Here is a 19,533-nt window from a genome sequence, read left to right as displayed (position 1 = left end):
AACTGTTTTGGATATAAAAATGCCAATAAGCATTATTTTTTATAGCCGGCACATTATTATACTTGTAAAAACAATTGTAACCTCCTTTATGAACCAAGGTCTGAAAGCAACACTCCTGTCTGTAGTTTTACCGCTATGTACGCAATTGATTGCGTTTAACGCGAGCGCACAAAATAATACGCTATGGTATAAGCAACCCGCCAAAACATGGACGGAAGCTTTGCCAATAGGCAATGGCCGTTTGGGTGCCATGATTTTTGGGGGCGTTAATGATGAGTTACTCCAGCTTAATGAATCTACTTTATGGTCGGGTGGGCCGGTAAAGCAAAATGTAAATCCCGAAGCATTCCAATACCTGGCTCAGGTAAGGGAGGCGCTATTTAAAGGCGATTACCAAACCGCGCGCGACCTTACCAAAAAAATGCAGGGTATATATTCTGAAAGCTTCCTGCCCATGGCCGATCTGCATATTAAACAATCTTACAATGGTGGCAAAACCGGCAGCTATTATCGTGATCTTAATATCGGTAATGCGGTAGCTACAACCAAGTATGCTGTTAATGGTGTAAACTATAAACGTGAGATCTTTGCTTCGGCACCTGACAAGGTGATCGTGATCCGGTTTACAGCTGATAAGGCCAAACAGTTAAACCTTAAAATAAATACAAACAGCCAGCTCCGTTTTCAGAAAGATGTACTCAATAAAAATGTATTGCAGCTAAGCGGCAAAGCGCCGGCCCATGTTGAGCCAAGTTATGTAGACTCAAATAATCCGATAGTTTACGCCGATGATGACAAATGCCGGGGCATGCGTTACGAGGTGCTGGCAAAGGCTGTAAGTGATGATGGCAAAGTAACAGCCGATACAAGCGGTATCACGGTGAAAGGTGCATCAAGTTTAACGCTATATGTTACCGCTGCCACCAGTTTTAAAGCATATAACCAATGCCCGGATGGAGACGAGAAAGTGGCTGAGAAAAATCTCGATAAAGCTGCTGCAAAACCTTATGCCCAGCTGCTTGCTGCTCACCTTGCCGATTATCATCATTACTTTAACCGGGTAAGCCTTAAATTTAATGATAACAAAGGCAGCCATGCAGAGCTGCCTACCGACAAGCGACTTGCGCTTTACAATAAAAACCAGGGTGCCGATCCCGGCATTGAAGCTTTGTATTTTCAGTACGGCCGTTACCTGTTGATAAGCAGTTCACGCACACCGGCTGTACCTGCAAACCTGCAGGGCATCTGGAACAAGGAGTTACGCGCACCGTGGAGTTCCAATTATACCAGCAACATCAATGTGCAAATGAATTACTGGATGGCAGAGGATTGTAACCTGTCCGAAATGCATCAGCCATTATTTGATTTGATCAAGGGGCTATCTGAAACCGGGACCGAAGTTGCCAAAGATTTTTACCATGCCAAAGGTTGGGTAACACATCATAACACTGATATCTGGGCATTGGCCAACCCTGTTGGCGATCTTGGTCACGGTGATCCGGCCTGGGCCAACTGGCCAATGGGAGGCGACTGGCTTACACGCCACCTGTGGGAGCACTATCTGTATACCGGGGATAAAGAATTTTTGAAAAATACAGCCTACCCCTTAATGAAAGGTGCTGCCGAATTTACATTTGATTGGCTCGTGCCCGATGGTAAGGGGCATTTGGTGACTGCACCTTCAATGTCGCCCGAAAATGAGTTTATTTATGCCGAAGGTAAAAAGTCGGATGTTTCCGTTTCTACTACTATGGATATGGGTATCATCCGCGATTTGTTTGACAACCTGATAGCCGCAACTAAGGTGTTGGATGTGGACGCCGCCTTCAGGGATTCACTTATTGCTAAAAAGGCAAAACTGATCCCGTACCAGATAGGAAGTAAAGGTCAGTTGCAGGAATGGTATAAAGACCAGGAATCGCCAGATCCGCATCATCGTCACGTATCGCACTTGTATTCTGTATATCCGGCCAACGAAATTTCTGTAGCTGCAAACCCTGAACTGGCGGCAGCGGCAAAACGTACCTTAGAATTACGTGGTGATGAAAGCACCGGCTGGAGCCTGGCCTGGAAAGTAAACCTTTGGGCACGGCTTAGGGACGGCAACCACGCCTATAAGTTATATCGCGACCTGCTGCGCTTAACCGGCGAAAGTGGCTACAACTACAGCGAGGGTGGTGGGCTTTATCCAAATATGTTTGACGCACACCCACCGTTTCAGATAGACGGGAATTTTGGGGGTACGTCCGGTTTGGCCGAAATGCTGCTGCAAAGTCAGGACGGCAACGTGCGTTTACTGCCTGCGCTGCCTGATGCCTGGGCCAATGGCGAAGTAAAAGGCCTTGTTGCAAGAGGGGCTTTTGTAGTGAACATGAAATGGGCTGCAGGAAAAGTTATAACGGCCAATGTGCTATCAAAAACAGGCGGTACGTGCCGTATCATCTCCAAATCAAAACTTACTGTTAAAGGTTTAACTACCGCACCGGTTAAAGTAAAAGACGGGTACGAGTTGACAATAAATACTCAAGAGGGCAAGTCATACCAATTAGTGAGCAGCTTATGAGTAACAGCAGAAGGGATTTTTTAAAGAAAGCCTCATTGGCTGGCGCAGCGGCAATGGCTGCGCCGGGATTAGTATTGGCATCAACAAAAGATGATCCCTATTTGCCTGATGATGGCGCGGGAAAAACATTCCTGTTTCAGGGCGATTCGATAACCGATGGTGGCCGCAGCTTTGATAAAGACTGGAACCATGTTTACGGGCAGGGTTATGCTTACCTGATAACCGCCCGTATCAATTTTGATTATCCCGGCAGGGATTACCGGTTTTTTAACCGGGGCATAAGCGGTAACACGATCAATGATCTGGCTGCACGCTGGCAAAAAGATACGCTTGACATTAAACCTGATGTGCTGAGCATATTGATAGGTATAAACGATGTGCACAGGGTTGTAATGCAAGGAGACAAATCAACAGATGAAGATTTTGGTAAAGTCTATGATCAGCTGTTAGTTGAAACTACTGCTGCCCTGCCTAACGTTAAACTGATTTTATTAGAGCCATTCATCTTACCCGTAGGTATGGTGAACAAAAACGCCGAATTATGGGCAGCTGAAGTAAAAAAACGGCAGGTAGTGGTCAGGACGCTTGCCCTAAAGTTTAATGCAATTTATGTGCCTTTGCAGGATGTTTTTAATAAGGCGCTGCAAAAAGCCAAAGCCGATCACTGGATCTGGGATGGCGTTCATCCGATGCCTGCGGGCCATGAGCTTATTGCCCGGGAGTGGATGAAGGCAGTTAAAAAGTTGTATTAGAATTCGTTATTTTCAACACATAAAACTCGTTTAAAAAGCGTCATTGCGAAGTATGAAGCAATCCCCGATTAGCAGAAGGGCTCTGTATAGTTTGGTATTGCTTCATACTTCGCAATGACGTTTTATTATATTATGCTATTTGTAGAATCGTAGGCATCTGTATTTTATTTTTCCTAATCAGCTCTGTTTCGTCTACTTAAATTTATTTTTTCATCGGTAATCTGTTGATTGACAATTTTATATGTTTGTTATTCTTATTTGGATTTAATTTAAATAAAGCTTTTCTTTGTGCCATTGTTCAATCTACAGGTTTCCTTGCCTGCATTCAGCTAAACTATGGCACAATTAAAAAGTATCAAAAGATGGTTTTGGTGGCACCGGTGGACAAGCCTTATCTGTACCCTGTTTTTATTGCTGCTTTGCATCACAGGCTTACCACTCATTTTTGCCGACGAAATTGATGGCTGGCTAAACCCAACCCATTATGCCGAAATGCCGGCCAACACTCCGATGGCAAATCTCGATGGCATGATCACGCAAGCCAAACAACGCTATCCTAAACAACTGCTTACTTCTTTTTTTATTGACGATGATGAGCCTCAGGTAGTGGTAAGCATGGCACCAACCATGGCCCCAACTGATAAACTGGCCCATTCCATGCAGTTTGACAGCCGTACAGGTAAGTTGCTTCGTGATGATCCGCCGTTTGACCAGCAGCAGCAAACATTTATCGGGTTGATGCTTTCTCTTCATATCGATCTGTTTATGGACCTGCCGGGCGAATTGTTTCTCGGCTTTATGGGGCTGCTCTTTGTGATCTCTATTATTTCGGGTGTGGTACTTTATGGCCCCTTCATGAAAAAGCTTGATTTTGGCACCGTCCGTACCGAACGGTCAAAACGCCTTAAATGGCTTGACCTGCATAACCTGCTTGGCATAGCCACTGCTATATGGCTGTTTGTTGTAGGCCTTACAGGTGTAATGAATGAGCTTTCCACTCCGCTTTTTGGCATTTGGCAAATTACCGACGTTAAGGCCATGCTTGATAAATTTAAAGGGCATAAAGTGCCCGAACAGCAATACCTGAGCTCTGCACAGGATGCTTTTGATACAGCCAAAAAGGCCGTGCCGGGAATGACGGTAGTTAGCGTTGTTTACCCGGGTAATGCCTTTGGCAGTCCTTACCATTATTTGCTGTGGGCAAAAGGCAATGAACCATTCACTTCAAGGTTGTTTAGCCCGGTATTGGTTGATGCGCGTACCGGAAAACTCGAAGCTGTGGTAAAAATGCCATTTTATTTAAGAGCACTTGAAGTATCGCGTCCACTACATTTTGGCGATTACGGTGGTACTCCGCTTAAAGTTATCTGGGCGGTGTTTGATATCATAGCCATAGTGGTGCTGATAAGCGGGGTTTACCTGTGGGTAGTACGCCGCAAGTTTTATGAAGATTACTTTAAACGCATCGAAACAGAAGAAACAGCCGGGGCTGTAACTGCATAACTACACTATGAATCACCAATCCTTTAAAAAAGTATGGGCTGCACCGCTGGTGCTTGCGCTCATTACGTTGTTTGGTTTACTCGCGGCACTTTTAGGTACCGGGATTTGGTACGGACTGTCCTGGATTTCGATGATCATTCCCATTTTTATTATTTGCCTTAAAATATGGTGGCAAAAAACTCCTTCGCCCAAACACAAATAACATATTCTGCTAACCCCAACAATTCGTACTATGAGTAAAAAAATAACCCAACTTACACTCCTGTTCTTATTTTTCACAAGTCTGGCATTTGCGCAAAATGCCTCTATAACCGGTACCGTTAAAACAAGCGATGGAAATGCAGCCGAAGCTGTAAGCGTGAGCTTAAAAGGCACAAATAAAGGTGCATCGACAGATGAAGGCGGAAGCTATCACATCAAAAATATCAAACCCGGTACTTATGAAATAACAGCTTCGCTGATTGGGCTTGAAAAACAAGAGCAAACCATTACCCTTAAGCCCGGCGATAAACTGGTACTCAACTTCATTCTCAGAGAAAACTCCGCTAAATTAAATGAGGTTACGATATCTGCCCGTAACGGTAATAAGTTAAATAACTCAGTAGCAAAAATGCCGCTGAAGAACCTTGAAAATCCGCAGGTGTATAATGTCGTTTCGCTCGAAACCATTAAACTGCAGGGTATTACTAATTTTGATGACATCCTGCGCAATGTTCCCGGTATTTCCCGTACCTGGGAGTCAACCGGAAGGGCCGGGGATGGTGCTTCTTATTTTGCCCTACGTGGTTTTGAAGCGCAACCTTCATTATATAATGGCTTACCAGGCTTTACCAACGGCGATCTTGACCCTGCCGACATAGAGGAGATACAAGTTTTAAAGGGCCCTTCAGCTACCTTGTTCGGCGCAAACTTTGTGGGTTATGGCGGTATCATCAACACTATTACTAAAAAACCTTACTTTACTACAGGTGGTGAGGTTACTTATACAGCAGGTAGCTTTGGCTTAAACAGGATTACTGCCGACGTAAACACGCCTTTAAGTAAAACCGAACAGGTAGCGTTAAGGGTTAACACATCTTACCATACCGAAAACAGTTTTCAGGATGCCGGTTACAAGAAAACATTTTTTGTTGCCCCTGCACTTACTTACCACGTAAACGATAAACTTAGCTTTAACTTTTTGGCCGAGATTTTCCAGGAAGAACGCGCTGTTGCGCCAGTATTTTTTCACTCTAACCGTACCGATCCGCTTACTTTCAAAAATATTAAAGAGCTTAACCTTGATAATAACCAGTCGTTCACCAGCAATGATCTGCCTATTAAAAATCCAAGGTTTAATATGCAGGGCCAGATGACCTATAAGATCTCTGATCAATGGTCGTCGCAAACGGCTATTTCTCGCGGAACGGCAAAATCGTTGGGCTATTACGGTTATATTTTTGGCAATGCCGAGGGTAGCAACGAGTTTGAGCAATACATTCACAAGGAAAACCAAACCATGAATACCACCGATATCCAGCAAAATTTTAACGGCGATTTTAAAATTGGTAACCTCAGGAACCGTTTGCTGGTAGGGCTTGATTATTTTAACCAGAATGTAGTTGATAACGGTACAGGCTATGCCTTTATGCGTTATGTAACACCGCAGGGCGCTATTAGCTACGCCGACCCTGCGCACCCGGTTTATGCTACTCAAAACTCTGTAGATAGCCTTTTGGCGGGCAGTGGTGCCAGCAAAAGCAATATCAGCAACAGTACATACAGCGCTTACGCATCGGATGTGCTGAACATTACCGAAGCTTTATCTGCTATGGCGAGCTTAAGGGTTGACCATTTTGTGTCAAAAGGTGAAAAAGCCGATCCTTCGGATGATTTTAACCAGACTGCGCTGTCGCCAAAGTTTGGCTTGGTTTATCAGCCTGTGCTTAATAAAGTATCTGTTTTTGGTAATTACATGAACGGCTTCCTTAATGTTTCACCTATGCAGGTAACTGATGCCGAGGGTAATAACCCACGTGTAAAATCATTCAAGCCGGAGCATGCCAACCAGTATGAGTTCGGTGTAAAAACAAACCTTTTTTCTGATAAATTAAACGCCACTGTTTCATACTATGATATCAAAGTAGCTAATCGTGTAACGCCGGTAGTTGGTAATATAAATGATTATGATCAGCGTGGAAAGGTACACAGTAAAGGGTTTGAGATTGATGTGAATGCTAACCCTGCACCTGGTTTTAACCTGATAGCCGGCTATAGCCACAACAGTACCAAAGTTGCCGAAGGCGACGGAACTGACTTTTACAATGAAGCAGGCCGTGCACCGGGAGGCCAGGGCCCGCAGGATCAGGCCAACCTTTGGGCTACCTACAAATTTACAAAAGGGAATTTAAAGGATTTTGGCTTCGGTGTTGGCGGTAACTACGCAGGTGTTTATAAAGTTATTGATAACAGTGTGGTGGGCGTGTTTGAATTGCCAAGCTACACGTTAGTTAACGCAAGCGTGTTTTACAATTCAGATCGTTTTCGCTTCACGTTTAACGCCAATAATATCACTAATAAAAAATATTATATAGGCTATTGGTCAGTTAATCCGCAGCGTCCGGTAAACTTTACCACAAGCTTTGCATTCAAGTTTTAATAAATATAAACCATTATCACATAACAGGCGGACCGGGTAAAACTGGTCCGCCTTTATTATTTAATGGCTTCCTGCAATCATCTGAATAGCTTCTTCGCGGGTTTTGTGTTCAATGGCCATCACAAAATCAATTGGGCCGCCGCCCTTACCGCAGCCAAAGCATTGAAATATATTTTTTTCGGGCGATACCATCAGAGATGTGGCCTGGTCTTTATGAAAAGGACAGCGGCCTTTTAAATTTCTCCGGCTTTCTTCAAGCAGCACATATTTTGAAACAATTCGTACAAGATCGGCCTGTACCGGCGACAGGGAATGAGATGCAGACATGTTGGGTTATAGCGTAATTAATTATCAGGTTGCGAAAATAAATTATTGCCGGAAATTGAAATAACTTTTGTGGAAAAAAAGGCTTCAGAAACTACATTCAGGGCTATTTCATGGTTTTGTAGCGTTAAATCGCAAGCTTTCGTAATTAATTGAAAACCTGAAATTACGAAGCAGCTATTTGCCGGTGCAGGCTCAGAAACTTAGCTTGAAAAAGCCGCACACGTTCCGGTATATTGACAAAACGCCCCGATGGTTCACTTTATATAAGTGATGATGTGACGGGCTCTGTTTATAAGACCGTTTATAAAAAATAAACAGATAAAACGCTTGTAATGATGCCAAAACTGTTTAAAGCAGGTTGGGCTTTTTGTTTTTATTCATCCGAAGTATTTATTTTACAAAGCGAAGAATCATTTTACCCTAACCAGGGCAGCAAAGATGGGGCGGGCCCGGTCGCCAAACAGTTAACAGATAAACGCAATTAAATAAGCACCATGAATTACACGCAAGTTTGCAAAGCCTTCAACGATTTAACGGTTACAGAACTTTATCAGCTGTTAAAGCTCCGGAGCGAGGTATTTGTGGTTGAGCAAAATTGCGTGTTTTTAGATGCCGATGATAAGGACTACGCCTGTCATCACCTGCTTTTATTTGATAATGAGCACGAGTTGGTGGCTTATGCCCGCATAGTTCCGGCAGGTAAATCATATACCGAAGCATCAATAGGGCGTATTGTAAGCAGCAAAAAAGTACGGGGCACGGGCGTTGGTAAAATATTAACACAGGCGGCTATTGATACTGCTAAAAAGCTCTATGGCGATGTGCCTATCCGCATAGGTGCGCAGTATTACGCTGTTAAATTCTACGAGCAATTGGGCTTTAAAATGGAAGGCGTGATTTATGACGAAGATGGTATCGACCATATTGAGATGATCAGGGCCTGATAGAAATTTAAACACCACTTGTTTAAAAATGGGTTTTTAACGATGGTTTTTGCCCGTTCAACGAATTTGGTAAATGTGTTAAGTGCCGGGGCGTTAATTTTATGTCATAACCTTAAAAGCTATGCCATGAAGATATTGCAGTTACCACCCGATCCAAGAGATCTTGCTAAAAGCAGGAGGCAGAAAGTAGATATTGAGTTAGATAAAGCACCCGTACGGCAGGAGGTTAAACAGCCGAAACCGGTTTTAGATAATTTTCTGAAGCGTTATTTTCCAGACGATTCTCCCGAAAATTTAAGCACTACCGAGGCTGTGATACGAGGAGCGATGGTGTTTACCATGCCCATACTGTCATCTATTGACTGGAATTATCATACCCATGCCATGATTATCATTGCACCCGTGATTTTTTACCTTGAGGTAACAGCATTTACGCTATATTGTCCTGTGAAAAAAATGTTTAGTAATTACACCCATCCTTCAAAATATGAGTGAGTTACGAGATAAAAATATATCAACCACACAAAAACAGAATATCATGAAAGCAAACATCGGAATTAATGAAGCAGACCGTCAGGCTGTTTCAGACCAGTTAGCTAAATTACTTGCTGACGAATTTGTATTGTACACCAAAACACGTAATGCACACTGGAACATTGAAGGCCCTGACTTTCACTCTATGCACGTATTTTTTGAACAGCAGTACAACGAACTTGACGAAATAATGGATAGCGTAGCCGAGCGCATCCGTAAAATAGGTCATTACGCGCCTGCTACTTTAACCCAGCTATTACAACTTACCCATTTAACCGAAAAGCTTGATCATAAAAACGATAGCCTTGGCTTTTTGAAAGAACTGCTTGAAGACCATGAAAGTATCATTGAGTTTATCCGTGGCAATATCGACCCTTTTGTTAGTAAATACAAAGATGCCGGTACCAGCGATTTTATTACTGGCTTGATGGAAACCCACGAAGGCATGGCATGGATGCTGAGGTCACATTTCAGATAATATCCCCTGTTAAATAACCGCTTTTGGCTCAATTGGTCTTCCGGATGCAAACGGAAGGCCATGAGCAAAAAGTAAAATGATTATCTTAGCAATATTATTCAAGCCAGCTCATGACCAGTTTAATTGTTGATGATAATCCAATAGCCCGCGCTACGTTGAGCCACCTGGCCAGCCAGGTTAATGACCTGGATGTTATTTGCGAATACTGTACCGCAATGGAGGCTTATAATCATCTCCAAAACCAAAACGTCGATCTCCTTTTTCTTGATATTGAAATGCCCGGTATGGACGGCCTGGAGCTTACCCGTAACCTTAAAAACAAGGATATAGTAGTGATTTTTACTACTTCAAAAAAAGAATACGCCGTTGAAGCGTTTGAACTAAGCGTAGCTGATTATCTGGTTAAGCCAGTTACACCCGGCAGGTTTTTACAGGCTGTGGGCAAAGCCCGTGAGGTATTGAGTGGCCGAAAAGAAGAAATGCCTCAAAAAAGCGATGAGTTCATTTTTGTACGCGATTCAAATATCACCCGCAAACTGATGCTTGATGATATTTTGTATGCCGAAGCCATGGGCGATTACGTTAAGTTTTATACCCTCAAAAAAGAATACGCCATACATGGCACTTTAAAATCGGCCGAAGAAAAACTGCCTTCGTCTAAGTTTATCAGGGTGCACCGTTCATACATTATTGCCCTTGACAAAATTGATACCCTTCAGGATGGCGGTTTGGTAATTGCGGGTAAATTTTTACCTGTAGCCGATGCTTACCGTAAAACATTAAATAGCCGTATGAACGTTTTTTAGCCATCGACAGCGCCGGGCGGTTTAACGATAGTTTTGCCTTGTTGAACGATTTTTGCAATTAAAATAAATTTAACACCTGCATATTTACTTATCACCAATGCGTTCAGCGTCATCAGTAATGGCTAATAAAAAGTTTGCTTACCTAATTCTGGCATCATTTGTTGCAGGTACAATTTTGTTGCTGGTTATCCAATATAATTTTTCACAAAACATGCAGTCAATGCGCAAAGGGAATGAAAGCCTGCTGCGCGAACTACATACCAGTAACCACCTCCGCGAAATTGACCGCGACCTGCTGGGTGTTGAAGCCCGCATACGGGCCGCCATTGCCACCGATGATACTTCACACCTGGAAGGTGTTGATGCCAAAATTAAAGCTGTTAAAGATTATCTTGATTCGCTTCGCGGAAGAAACCATAATGCAAAAGTTAAACAATACCTTGAACGGCTTAATATTTTGGCCGATGAAAAGGTGCGGATCAAAAACGAATTGCTGAACCATTATCATAAAACCGGCAATATGAATGATACCAGTTTTATTGCTAATCCCCGTGCCCGCCGCATCTCTAACGAAATTACAGACGTTACCCATAAAATTTATGATAACCGTCAAAAAATGATGGATGAATTGAGCGTGGCCGTTATTGATAATAGTAGCAAAGCGCGGATGTATGGCAATATCCTCATGGTATTTATGTTTTTAAGCGGTGGCACTTTATGCTGGTTTATTGTTAACCAGTTCAGGCAGCAAAACAGGCTCATCAACAGGCTTAACGAGTCGGAAAAAACAGCACGTGAGGCATTACTTATCAAAGAAAACTTTTTGGCCAATATGAGCCATGAGATCCGTACGCCGCTTAATGCTATACTCGGTTTTACCAATTTGCTCAAACGCCGTAAAATTGATGTCGATGCCGATGAGTTTGTTGGTTCTATTCAAAAGGCAGGGGAAAACCTGATGGCTATTATTAATGATATTCTTGATCTTTCAAAAATTGAAGCCGGTATGATGCGGATCGTACATTCACCTTTCAGTGTACGGGGATTGATAGATTCGATCGAAACTTTGTTTAACGAACGGATAAAGGAAAAGGGCCTTGCTTTTAACAGTAATATAGCTTCTGATGTGCCTGATACACTTATTGGTGATGCCACACGTTTAACACAAATCCTGGTAAACCTGATTGGTAACGCCATGAAATTTAGCGAGTATGGCTGTATCAGGGTTGAGGTTTATAATAAACAAGTAACAGATAAAACCATAAAGCTGGGTATCCGCGTGGCCGACGATGGCATAGGTATTCAGAAGGATAAGCTGGCTTCTATATTTGAGCGATTTAACCAGGCCGAAGATTCCATTACCCGCAGTTATGGCGGCACAGGGCTGGGGCTTTCGATAGTTAAAGACCTGGTGGTTTTGCAGCTTGGCGAAATAGAAGTTTCCAGTGAGCCGGGAAAAGGTACCGAGTTTAATTTCTATATCCCTTATACTATTGCTGATGAACAGCTTACCGGGCACGTTAATGATGATGTTATTGATTTAAAACCAAAGGTAAGTCACGATTTAAATATTTTGGTAGTTGATGATAATATCATGAACCAAAGTTTGATGAAACATATGCTCACACAATGGGATGTTGGGTTTGATGTGGTATCAAATGGCGAAGAGGCTATCAATAAACTACAATCCGAAGTGTATAATGTTGTGTTGATGGACATCCAGATGCCTAAAATGGATGGCTATACGGCAACATACCACATTCGTAATGATCTGGAGCTGGATATACCGGTTATTGCCATGACCGCCCACGCCATGGCCGGCGAACGTGAAAAATGTTTGAGCCACGGCATGAATGAATATATAGCAAAACCTGTTAATGATGATGACCTGTTTAAGCTGATCCTGAAGTTTGTACCCGGCGCATCACGACCGGAACAGCCTGCTGCAATCAATGAATATACGTACCAGTATATTGATCTGAACTATATGAAGGATATCAGCAAGGGAAATGCGGCTTATGAAAAGTTGGTAACCTCGCAGTTTATCGAGCTTACATTAGCTGATGTAAATACGTTGAAAAATATGTTTAGTGCCGAAGATTTTGCAGGTTTGAAAAGCACAGCCCATAACATGAAAACTACGGTTGCCATCATGGGATTATTGCCCGCTTTGGAAGCCGATCTGGATGAGCTGGAACAAGCCACAACTGCCGACACTGAAACTTTGCGGCTTATCAATGATATTACCGGGGTATGCCTTAATGCCATTGATGATGCCAAGCATTTTTACGGTACGTTAGTGTAGGTTTTCTATACCATACACTGGTCGTAGGTGTGCGACAGCGTAACTTTGACCCAAAACAAGGCGAGCTTTCAGCTTGAGTTGATACAATTGCTTTGGTTTTATTTGCTATTCATTTAATGCTGAAGCAGGATGCTTCAGCTATTTTAGGACGAAGTTACGCTAAACTTCGACCAGTGTTTGCTTACCTGAGCAATAATTCAAGCGAAAGACGCCATAGCCGTTAACTGAAGGGGTTAAGACTATTCAAAAGCGTGGGAATGTGCGATTCCCCTCTCGAGAGGGGTGGAGGGGTGTGTTAGTCTGCGCGCGGTTTATCGCTTGTATAACACACCCCTCCACCCGCTTCTTCCATCGCTCCCCCCTCTCGAGAGGGGATTTTAAATGGCCTACTCCAAATTACTCTCTTAGTTAACGGCTATGGCGAAAGACGCTTGAACTTGCGGCTATACATTAGAATGTAACAGTCCTGCTCTCAAGAAGGGAATCGCACGATCCCTGATTTTTATTCCTTGTGTAACTGTTATGGCAGGAAACGCATGTGCCTAAAGCCATCAGCCCTTCACCGATAGTTTTTGCCCATTCAACGAATCCCAAAGCCAAAGCCTTTAAAGTAGCCTTAGTTTTATGATAACAAAAATTATCACCCCAAGCTCATGGCAACATTAACCGCAACCCCACAACAATTAATTAATGCTAACGGGCAAATCGCAGCGTTTGGCAATTCTGATAATTTTATTGAGCCAGCATTTCCGGGTAAGGTACTAAACCCTTATGCCTTTTTAGTTGATATATCTGAACGGGCGCATACCCGCGAAATGGCTATAACCAATGTATTGGCTACCGCAGGGATAGGAATGTGGAGTTATGGCGTGTACAGTAAAAAGTTTCATTTATGCCCTGTTGCCAGCAGTTTTTTAGGCATGAAGGGCAGTAGTTCTTTTAGTTTGGTTGTATTGATGCAAAAGTTGTTGCAATGGAACCAGAGGCACGTTTTGGAAACCGCTAAATCTGCTTGCAGCAGTCAGCAGGAATTTGAAACAGAATTACATATCAATACTGCAGATGGCTGCTATGGCCGCTGGCTTAAAATAACCGGAAAACTTTACTGCAGCGATGGTTTGGCCATGAAAATGATGGGCACCCTAACTGATATAACCGCTGCCAAGCAGGAAGAGCTTCGTAAAAACGATATGATGGCTTTTTTGAACCATGAATTGCGCACCCCCTTAAGTACTATTAAACTCTATATTCAAAACACTGCCCGCGTTGCCCGCATAGAGAATAATAAACTATTGGAAGACAAAATGCTCAAAGCCGATCAGCAAACCGTAAGCATGGCCCAACTGATCAATAACTTTTTGACGCTATCGCAGGTTCAGGATGCTAAACTCACCTTACAGCAAAGCCGCTTTGATCTTGCCGAACTGGTAGAACACGTAACTGCAGACATGATGGTACTTTATCCCGACCGGAAGTTTAAGTTGAAGGTGTTGAAAGCAGCCTGGATTACCGCCGATTATGATAAGCTGATGCAGGTGCTTGTGAATTACGTTAACAACGCGGTGAAATTTTCATCTGTAAAAAGTATAATTACACTAACCTGCGAAGTTGCCGGCAATAAAGCCATTATATCCGTGCAGGATAAGGGGCGTGGTATTAAGCCAGCCGATCAAAAATTGCTGTTTTGTCGTTATTCCCGTATTTACCACGAAAGGGCTGCAGGCACAAAAGGCTATGGTTTGGGTTTGTACCTTTCTCGCGAGATAGTTGAAAGCCACGGCGGAGAAGTAGGCGTAAACAGCGAATATGGCAAAGGTTCGGTGTTTTATTTTAAGCTTCCTTTATAATAGCAATTGGTCTGTTATTGCTGTACCGGCTGCTCATCAGTGAGCCGTTTTACCAACCATGGCAAAGTTAGCCCCTGACCAATCAGTGTAAACAGCACTACTACTACCGAAATAAATATAATGGCGTTACGTTGCGGAAAAGGGCTGCCATCGGCTAAGGTAGCCGGCAAACCGATAGCAATAGCCAGTGATACAATGCCCCTCATGCCCGACCAGCTGATGATCAGGCTGTTCTTGAAATCGAGCAGGGCATCTTCAGTTATTTTATGTTTGCCTTTCTTAAACGCTTCCTGCAGGTTTACTTTTTGAAGAAACACGCGCAACATCCGTAAAGCCAGCGCAACAACAGTGATCAGGAAGGAATATCCAACATAAGGCCATACCTGTGCCTGCGGAATGTTTTTGATCACGAAAGGAAACTGTAGGCCAATAAAAATAAAGATCAGCCCGTTAAGCAAGAAAATAATGATATCCCAGATGGATTTAGATTGCTGTTTCAGCTTTTCGGGAAAAACCTTTGCGCTAAACCGGGCTATGCTCAGGCCTAATATAACTACTGCTATTACGCCCGATACATGAAAGTGCTCGGCTACGAGATAGGTTACAAAAGGCATCAGCAGCATAAAACTTATAGTTACCAGGTTGTTTTGATGTACGCGTTTGATAATAAATGCCAGTATTTTCCCCATTATCAAACCCACCAGGAAGCCACCAGCCATCAGCACAAAAAAATCCAGTGTTGCTTTCCAGAATATAAAGGCGGCACCTGTAACAGATGCTACTGCAAAACGATAGGCTACCAGTGCCGATGCATCATTAACAAGACTTTCGCCCTCTAAAATGGTATTAGTATTATGTGATAATCCAAGGCCTTTGGTAATGCTCATGGCCGCCACTGCATCGGTAGCCGAAAGAATAGCGCCCAATACAAAGGCCAGTGGCCAGGTCATGCCCGGTATAATATAATGAGCAAGTACTGCTATGCCCGAAGCCGTAATAAATACCAGCGAAATAGCCAGCGTACCTATAGTGTTAATGTTGGTTTTAAACGTTTGGAACGAGATATTAAAAGCTGCATCATACAGCAATGGTGGTAAAAATATCAGAAAAACAATTTCAGGATTGAGCTCGATATCAGGGATTGCCGGAACAAAACCAACCGCTATGCCCGCTACGATCAGCAAAATAGGATAAGGCAGTTTTATTTTATCGGCCAAAGCCGATAGACCGATCATCACAGCAAGTATAAATATCACTATAGTATAGTTTTCCATATGCAGCTACGCCGTAGTAAAATTGGCAGGGTTAACAGGATACACTCTTTTGAATCATACAAAGTGGCTGTTTGTTTGTAAAGATGTTATTTTGGTTCGATAACATCATATATTTTTAAGACAAGATTGTACAGGATGCCAAATCATATCGAAAGTTTTAGTATTGTTTTATTATAAACTTAAGAGCTTTTTCGGGTACAAACGTATTGATCTAACCACAGCAGGTTGGAGTTATAAAGCTTATAAAACAAAATATCTGTCCTGATGCAAAATATCTACAAAAAAGCCTTCGTAACACTACTGGCGATAAATACAATTGGTTTAGGAACAAAAAGTTTTGGCCAGGTAAGGCCACCTCAAAAAAAGGATGCGCTTTATAGTGGCTTTAAAACCACGCCTGATTCTGTTCAAACCAGTGTTTATTGGTATTGGATCTCCGGTAACGTATCTAAAGAAGGTGTGGTTAAAGATCTTGAATCAATGAAGAAGGTTGGCATTAACCGTGCATTTATCGGTAACGTTGGTTTAGATGAGATCCCTTATGGCAAAGTAAAAATGTTTACGGATGAATGGTGGGATATTATGCACACCGCACTCAAAACTGCAACCCGTCTTAAGATAGATATTGGTATTTTCAATGGTCCCGGATGGAGCCAGTCTGGTGGCCCCTGGGTAAAACCCGAACAGTCTATGAGGTATCTTACCTCTTCGTCGTTAACGATAAAAGGCCCTGTCAGCCTTAATAAAAAATTAGATCAGCCGCAAAAGCAATTTCAGGATGTAAGGGTGATCGCTTTTCCTGCGCCCGTAGGTTATGAAGAAAGAATGTCAAGTTCTGTCATTAGTTCTTTGCCTGCCAACCCACACGTGAGCAATTTGACAGATGGCGACGAAAATACAGTATACACCATCCCCAATGATCCTAAGCCCACGGTTACTATTGATGCTGCTTCGCCATACACCGCGCGCAGCTTTGTTTTTTACCCCGCGCACAAGGAGCTACGGTTTGAGGGCGATATCCAGGCCCGCGATGCTTCCGGTGATTACCAAACTATTAAACACTTTGTGGTAGATAGGAGCAATACCAATTTAAACGTTGGGTTTAACCCTTATTCACCTGCGGCAGTATCTATCCCCACAACTACAAGTCAAAGCTTCAGGATCGTATTTACCAATGGGTCGCAGGGCAGTGATATAGCAGAGCTTAAAATTTCGGCATCGCCTAATGTGGAGAGCTATGCCGAAAAAACGCTGGCAAAAATGTTCCAGACACCACTGCCGTACTGGAAAGAATACCAATGGCGGCCGCAACCTGTGGTTGATGATCAGCAATATGTGATCAACCCTCAAAAGGTTATCGATATCTCAAAATATATGCAGGCAGATGGTACCCTGAAATGGGATGTACCTGCAGGTAACTGGATAATTATGCGTACAGGGATGACACCTACTCAGGTCACCAACGCCCCCGCACCACCCGAAGGCCGCGGGCTTGAGATTGATAAAATGAGCAAAAAGCATATTGGCGAACATTTTGATGCTTTCCTTGGCCAGATCCTGAAACGTATTCCTGAAGCCGACCGCAAAAGCTTTAAAGTAGCTGTTGAAGATAGCTATGAAACGGGCAGCCAAAACTGGACAGATGACATGCTCAAAAACTTTAATGCAAAATATGGCTATGATGCCTTGCCGTACCTGCCCGTGTTAAGCGGTGCCGTAGTAGGCAGCCAGGATCAAAGCGACCGGTTTTTGTGGGACTTACGCCGTTTTATTGCCGATAAAGTTGCTTACGAGTATGTTGGCGGGCTGCGCGATGCAAGCCACAAACACGGGCTTACCACGTGGCTCGAAAACTACGGGCACTGGGGCTTCCCGGGCGAGTTTTTGCAATATGGCGGGCAGTCGGACGAAATTGGAGGAGAGTTTTGGAGCGAAGGTGATTTGGGCAATATCGAAAACCGCGCAGCTTCGTCATCCGCGCATATTTACGGTAAAACCAGGGTTTCTGCCGAATCATTTACCTGTGCCGGAGGTCCGTTTTCGCGCTATCCCGCTATGATGAAACAGCGGGGCGACCGCTTCTTTACCGAGGGTATTAATAACACGCTGCTGCACGTTTACGTAACGCAGCCCGCAGACAGCAGGCTGCCAGGGGCAAATGCCTGGTTCGGAAACGAGTTTAACCGCAACAATACCTGGTTTTACGATATGGACCTATTCATTAACTACATTAAGCGTTGTAATTACATGCTCAGGCAGGGTAACTATGTAGCCGATGTTGCTTATTTTATTGGTGAAGATGCCCCCAAAATGACCGGAGTACGTGATCCGGAGTTGCCGCAGGGTTATTCATTTGATTATATTAATGCCGAAGTGCTTAATGGCCGGGCAAAAGTTGTTAATGGCAAACTGGTACTGCCGGGCGGTATGAGTTACAAGCTGTTGGTACTGCCTAAACTGGCTACCATGAGGCCTGCATTGTTGAAAACCATTACAAAATTGGTAAATGATGGTTTAGCCGTGTTAGGTCCTAAACCGGAGCGCTCTCCAAGTTTGCAAAACTATGGTACTGCCGATACCGAGATTAAAAAAATGGCTTCTGCACTTTGGGGTGATATTGATAGTGTTTCGGTAAAAACGCATCGGTATGGTAGGGGGGTGGTAATTAACGGAATGGATACACAGCAGGCGCTTGATCTGCTTAAAGTTGCCCCCGATTGCAAGTTTAATACTGTTGGCCAGGCATTATTTATTCATCGTAGATTGAGCGATGGTGATATGTATTTTGTATCCAATCAAACAGGGCAGGACATAGATATTAACGCCGCTTTCAGGGTTCAGGGAAAAACACCTGAACTGTGGGATGGAACAACCGGCAGTAGTCGCGATTTGCCCGATTATAAGCAGGAAGGTGGCATTACAACAGTGCCGTTGAAACTTGCCGCTTATCAAAGTGCTTTTGTGGTTTTCAGAAAATCAGCTGCTGCCAGCCCGGCTAAGGGCGAAAACTTCCCGGATCAGCAAGTTTTGGCAGATTTAAATACCCCATGGCAGGTTACCTTTGATGCTAAAAAATGGGGGCCTGCAAATCCGGTTATTTTTGATAAACTTATTGATTGGACGCTGCGGCCCGAAGATGATATCAAATACTATTCAGGCCCTGCAATTTATCACAATACATTTAATATAACCCGGATTGAAAAAGGGAAACACCTTTTACTTGATCTCGGCCAGGTAAAAGCTATGGCCAAAGTAAAGGTTAACGGCGTGGCGGTGGGTGGCGTATGGACAGCACCATATCAGCTTGACATAACCAAAGCGATTAAGCAAGGCCGTAACACTGTAGACGTTGAAGTTGTAAATACCTGGGTTAACCGTTTAATTGGCGACAGCAGGCTGCAGCCCGGCGAACGCCATACATCGACTACTGTTAACCCCTACAAGCCAAACAGCGCACTTGAAGCTTCGGGGCTTACAGGGCCAGTGACTATTAAATCGGTGGTTTATTAAAAAAATAGTTTGGCGCAAGTCTTTTAAAATCCCCTCTCGAGAGGGGGCGCGG

Annotated in this window: 15 protein-coding genes; 12 read left to right on the top strand and 3 right to left on the bottom strand. The window is 43.5% G+C overall.

All coding sequences use genetic code 11. From position 1 onward, the window contains the following. Positions 1–88: 88 nt before the first annotated feature. The 3 genes from MTO98_RS22445 (at position 89) to MTO98_RS22435 (ending at position 4,818) form a co-directional block, all read left to right on the top strand. Positions 89–2,563, top strand: coding sequence for a glycoside hydrolase N-terminal domain-containing protein (locus MTO98_RS22445; RefSeq protein WP_243481216.1), 2,475 nt, complete (start codon positions 89–91; stop codon positions 2,561–2,563). After that, positions 2,560–3,315, top strand: coding sequence for an SGNH/GDSL hydrolase family protein (locus tag MTO98_RS22440; RefSeq protein ID WP_243481215.1), 756 nt, complete (start codon positions 2,560–2,562; stop codon positions 3,313–3,315). The genes MTO98_RS22445 and MTO98_RS22440 overlap by 4 nt, the downstream gene beginning before the upstream one ends. Positions 3,316–3,651: 336 nt before the next feature. After that, positions 3,652–4,818, top strand: coding sequence for a PepSY domain-containing protein (locus MTO98_RS22435; protein WP_243481214.1), 1,167 nt, complete (start codon positions 3,652–3,654; stop codon positions 4,816–4,818). Between the two features lie 12 nt (positions 4,819–4,830). Here MTO98_RS22435 and MTO98_RS34315 read toward each other — a convergent pair whose 3' ends face one another. Further along, positions 4,831–4,956, bottom strand: a complete 126-nt coding sequence (locus MTO98_RS34315; protein ID WP_256464312.1) for a hypothetical protein — start codon at positions 4,954–4,956, stop codon at positions 4,831–4,833. A 94-nt stretch (positions 4,957–5,050) separates the two neighbouring features. Between MTO98_RS34315 and MTO98_RS22430 the strand changes: the two genes are divergently transcribed. Further along, positions 5,051–7,456, top strand: coding sequence for a TonB-dependent receptor (locus MTO98_RS22430; RefSeq protein ID WP_243481213.1), 2,406 nt, complete (start codon positions 5,051–5,053; stop codon positions 7,454–7,456). A 60-nt stretch (positions 7,457–7,516) separates the two neighbouring features. Here MTO98_RS22430 and MTO98_RS22425 read toward each other — a convergent pair whose 3' ends face one another. After that, positions 7,517–7,783 (bottom strand): CHC2 zinc finger domain-containing protein, encoded by a 267-nt coding sequence (locus tag MTO98_RS22425; RefSeq protein WP_243481212.1) that lies wholly within the window; start codon positions 7,781–7,783, stop codon positions 7,517–7,519. Positions 7,784–8,115: 332 nt separating this feature from the next. Here MTO98_RS22425 and MTO98_RS22420 point away from each other — a divergent pair, with 332 nt between their 5' ends. The 7 genes from MTO98_RS22420 to MTO98_RS22390 all read left to right on the top strand — a co-directional run bounded on the left by MTO98_RS22420 (position 8,116) and on the right by MTO98_RS22390 (position 14,697). Further along, positions 8,116–8,268 (top strand): hypothetical protein, encoded by a 153-nt coding sequence (locus tag MTO98_RS22420; RefSeq protein WP_243481211.1) that lies wholly within the window; start codon positions 8,116–8,118, stop codon positions 8,266–8,268. A 9-nt stretch (positions 8,269–8,277) separates the two neighbouring features. Then, positions 8,278–8,727, top strand: coding sequence for a GNAT family N-acetyltransferase (locus tag MTO98_RS22415; RefSeq protein ID WP_243481210.1), 450 nt, complete (start codon positions 8,278–8,280; stop codon positions 8,725–8,727). Positions 8,728–8,853: 126 nt separating this feature from the next. Beyond that, complete coding sequence (locus tag MTO98_RS22410) at positions 8,854–9,222, top strand: DUF2892 domain-containing protein (protein ID WP_243481209.1); 369 nt, start codon at positions 8,854–8,856, stop codon at positions 9,220–9,222. Positions 9,223–9,265: 43 nt separating this feature from the next. After that, positions 9,266–9,739 (top strand): Dps family protein, encoded by a 474-nt coding sequence (locus MTO98_RS22405; protein WP_243481208.1) that lies wholly within the window; start codon positions 9,266–9,268, stop codon positions 9,737–9,739. 110 nt (positions 9,740–9,849) lie between these two features. Continuing rightward, the gene (locus tag MTO98_RS22400; RefSeq protein WP_243481207.1) at positions 9,850–10,545 is read left to right on the top strand and encodes a LytTR family DNA-binding domain-containing protein; all 696 of its coding nucleotides are present in this window, start codon (positions 9,850–9,852) and stop codon (positions 10,543–10,545) included. A gap of 97 nt (positions 10,546–10,642) precedes the next feature. Then, positions 10,643–12,850 (top strand): ATP-binding protein, encoded by a 2,208-nt coding sequence (locus MTO98_RS22395; protein ID WP_243481206.1) that lies wholly within the window; start codon positions 10,643–10,645, stop codon positions 12,848–12,850. A 653-nt stretch (positions 12,851–13,503) separates the two neighbouring features. Further along, positions 13,504–14,697 (top strand): cell wall metabolism sensor histidine kinase WalK, encoded by a 1,194-nt coding sequence (locus MTO98_RS22390; protein WP_243481205.1) that lies wholly within the window; start codon positions 13,504–13,506, stop codon positions 14,695–14,697. A 14-nt stretch (positions 14,698–14,711) separates the two neighbouring features. Here MTO98_RS22390 and MTO98_RS22385 read toward each other — a convergent pair whose 3' ends face one another. Next, positions 14,712–15,971, bottom strand: coding sequence for a Na+/H+ antiporter (locus MTO98_RS22385; protein ID WP_243481204.1), 1,260 nt, complete (start codon positions 15,969–15,971; stop codon positions 14,712–14,714). 264 nt (positions 15,972–16,235) lie between these two features. Here MTO98_RS22385 and MTO98_RS22380 point away from each other — a divergent pair, with 264 nt between their 5' ends. Further along, the gene (locus MTO98_RS22380) at positions 16,236–19,481 is read left to right on the top strand and encodes a glycosyl hydrolase (RefSeq protein ID WP_243481203.1); all 3,246 of its coding nucleotides are present in this window, start codon (positions 16,236–16,238) and stop codon (positions 19,479–19,481) included. Positions 19,482–19,533 lie beyond the last annotated feature (52 nt).

Source organism: Mucilaginibacter sp. SMC90 (genome assembly GCF_022811725.1).
Lineage (GTDB): Bacteria > Bacteroidota > Bacteroidia > Sphingobacteriales > Sphingobacteriaceae > Mucilaginibacter.
This window is presented reverse-complemented; position numbering and strand designations above follow the sequence as displayed.

Coding starts and splice junctions, on each gene's coding strand:
- MTO98_RS22430 (WP_243481213.1), top strand. CDS start 5,051: ATGAGTAAAAAAATAACCCAACTTACACTCCTGTTCTTATTTTTCACA.
- MTO98_RS34315 (WP_256464312.1), bottom strand. CDS start 4,956: ATGATCATCGAAATCCAGGACAGTCCGTACCAAATCCCGGTACCTAAA.
- MTO98_RS22385 (WP_243481204.1), bottom strand. CDS start 15,971: ATGGAAAACTATACTATAGTGATATTTATACTTGCTGTGATGATCGGT.
- MTO98_RS22420 (WP_243481211.1), top strand. CDS start 8,116: ATGATGCCAAAACTGTTTAAAGCAGGTTGGGCTTTTTGTTTTTATTCA.
- MTO98_RS22405 (WP_243481208.1), top strand. CDS start 9,266: ATGAAAGCAAACATCGGAATTAATGAAGCAGACCGTCAGGCTGTTTCA.
- MTO98_RS22445 (WP_243481216.1), top strand. CDS start 89: ATGAACCAAGGTCTGAAAGCAACACTCCTGTCTGTAGTTTTACCGCTA.
- MTO98_RS22400 (WP_243481207.1), top strand. CDS start 9,850: ATGACCAGTTTAATTGTTGATGATAATCCAATAGCCCGCGCTACGTTG.
- MTO98_RS22440 (WP_243481215.1), top strand. CDS start 2,560: ATGAGTAACAGCAGAAGGGATTTTTTAAAGAAAGCCTCATTGGCTGGC.
- MTO98_RS22380 (WP_243481203.1), top strand. CDS start 16,236: ATGCAAAATATCTACAAAAAAGCCTTCGTAACACTACTGGCGATAAAT.
- MTO98_RS22425 (WP_243481212.1), bottom strand. CDS start 7,783: ATGTCTGCATCTCATTCCCTGTCGCCGGTACAGGCCGATCTTGTACGA.
- MTO98_RS22435 (WP_243481214.1), top strand. CDS start 3,652: ATGGCACAATTAAAAAGTATCAAAAGATGGTTTTGGTGGCACCGGTGG.
- MTO98_RS22415 (WP_243481210.1), top strand. CDS start 8,278: ATGAATTACACGCAAGTTTGCAAAGCCTTCAACGATTTAACGGTTACA.
- MTO98_RS22390 (WP_243481205.1), top strand. CDS start 13,504: ATGGCAACATTAACCGCAACCCCACAACAATTAATTAATGCTAACGGG.
- MTO98_RS22395 (WP_243481206.1), top strand. CDS start 10,643: ATGCGTTCAGCGTCATCAGTAATGGCTAATAAAAAGTTTGCTTACCTA.
- MTO98_RS22410 (WP_243481209.1), top strand. CDS start 8,854: ATGAAGATATTGCAGTTACCACCCGATCCAAGAGATCTTGCTAAAAGC.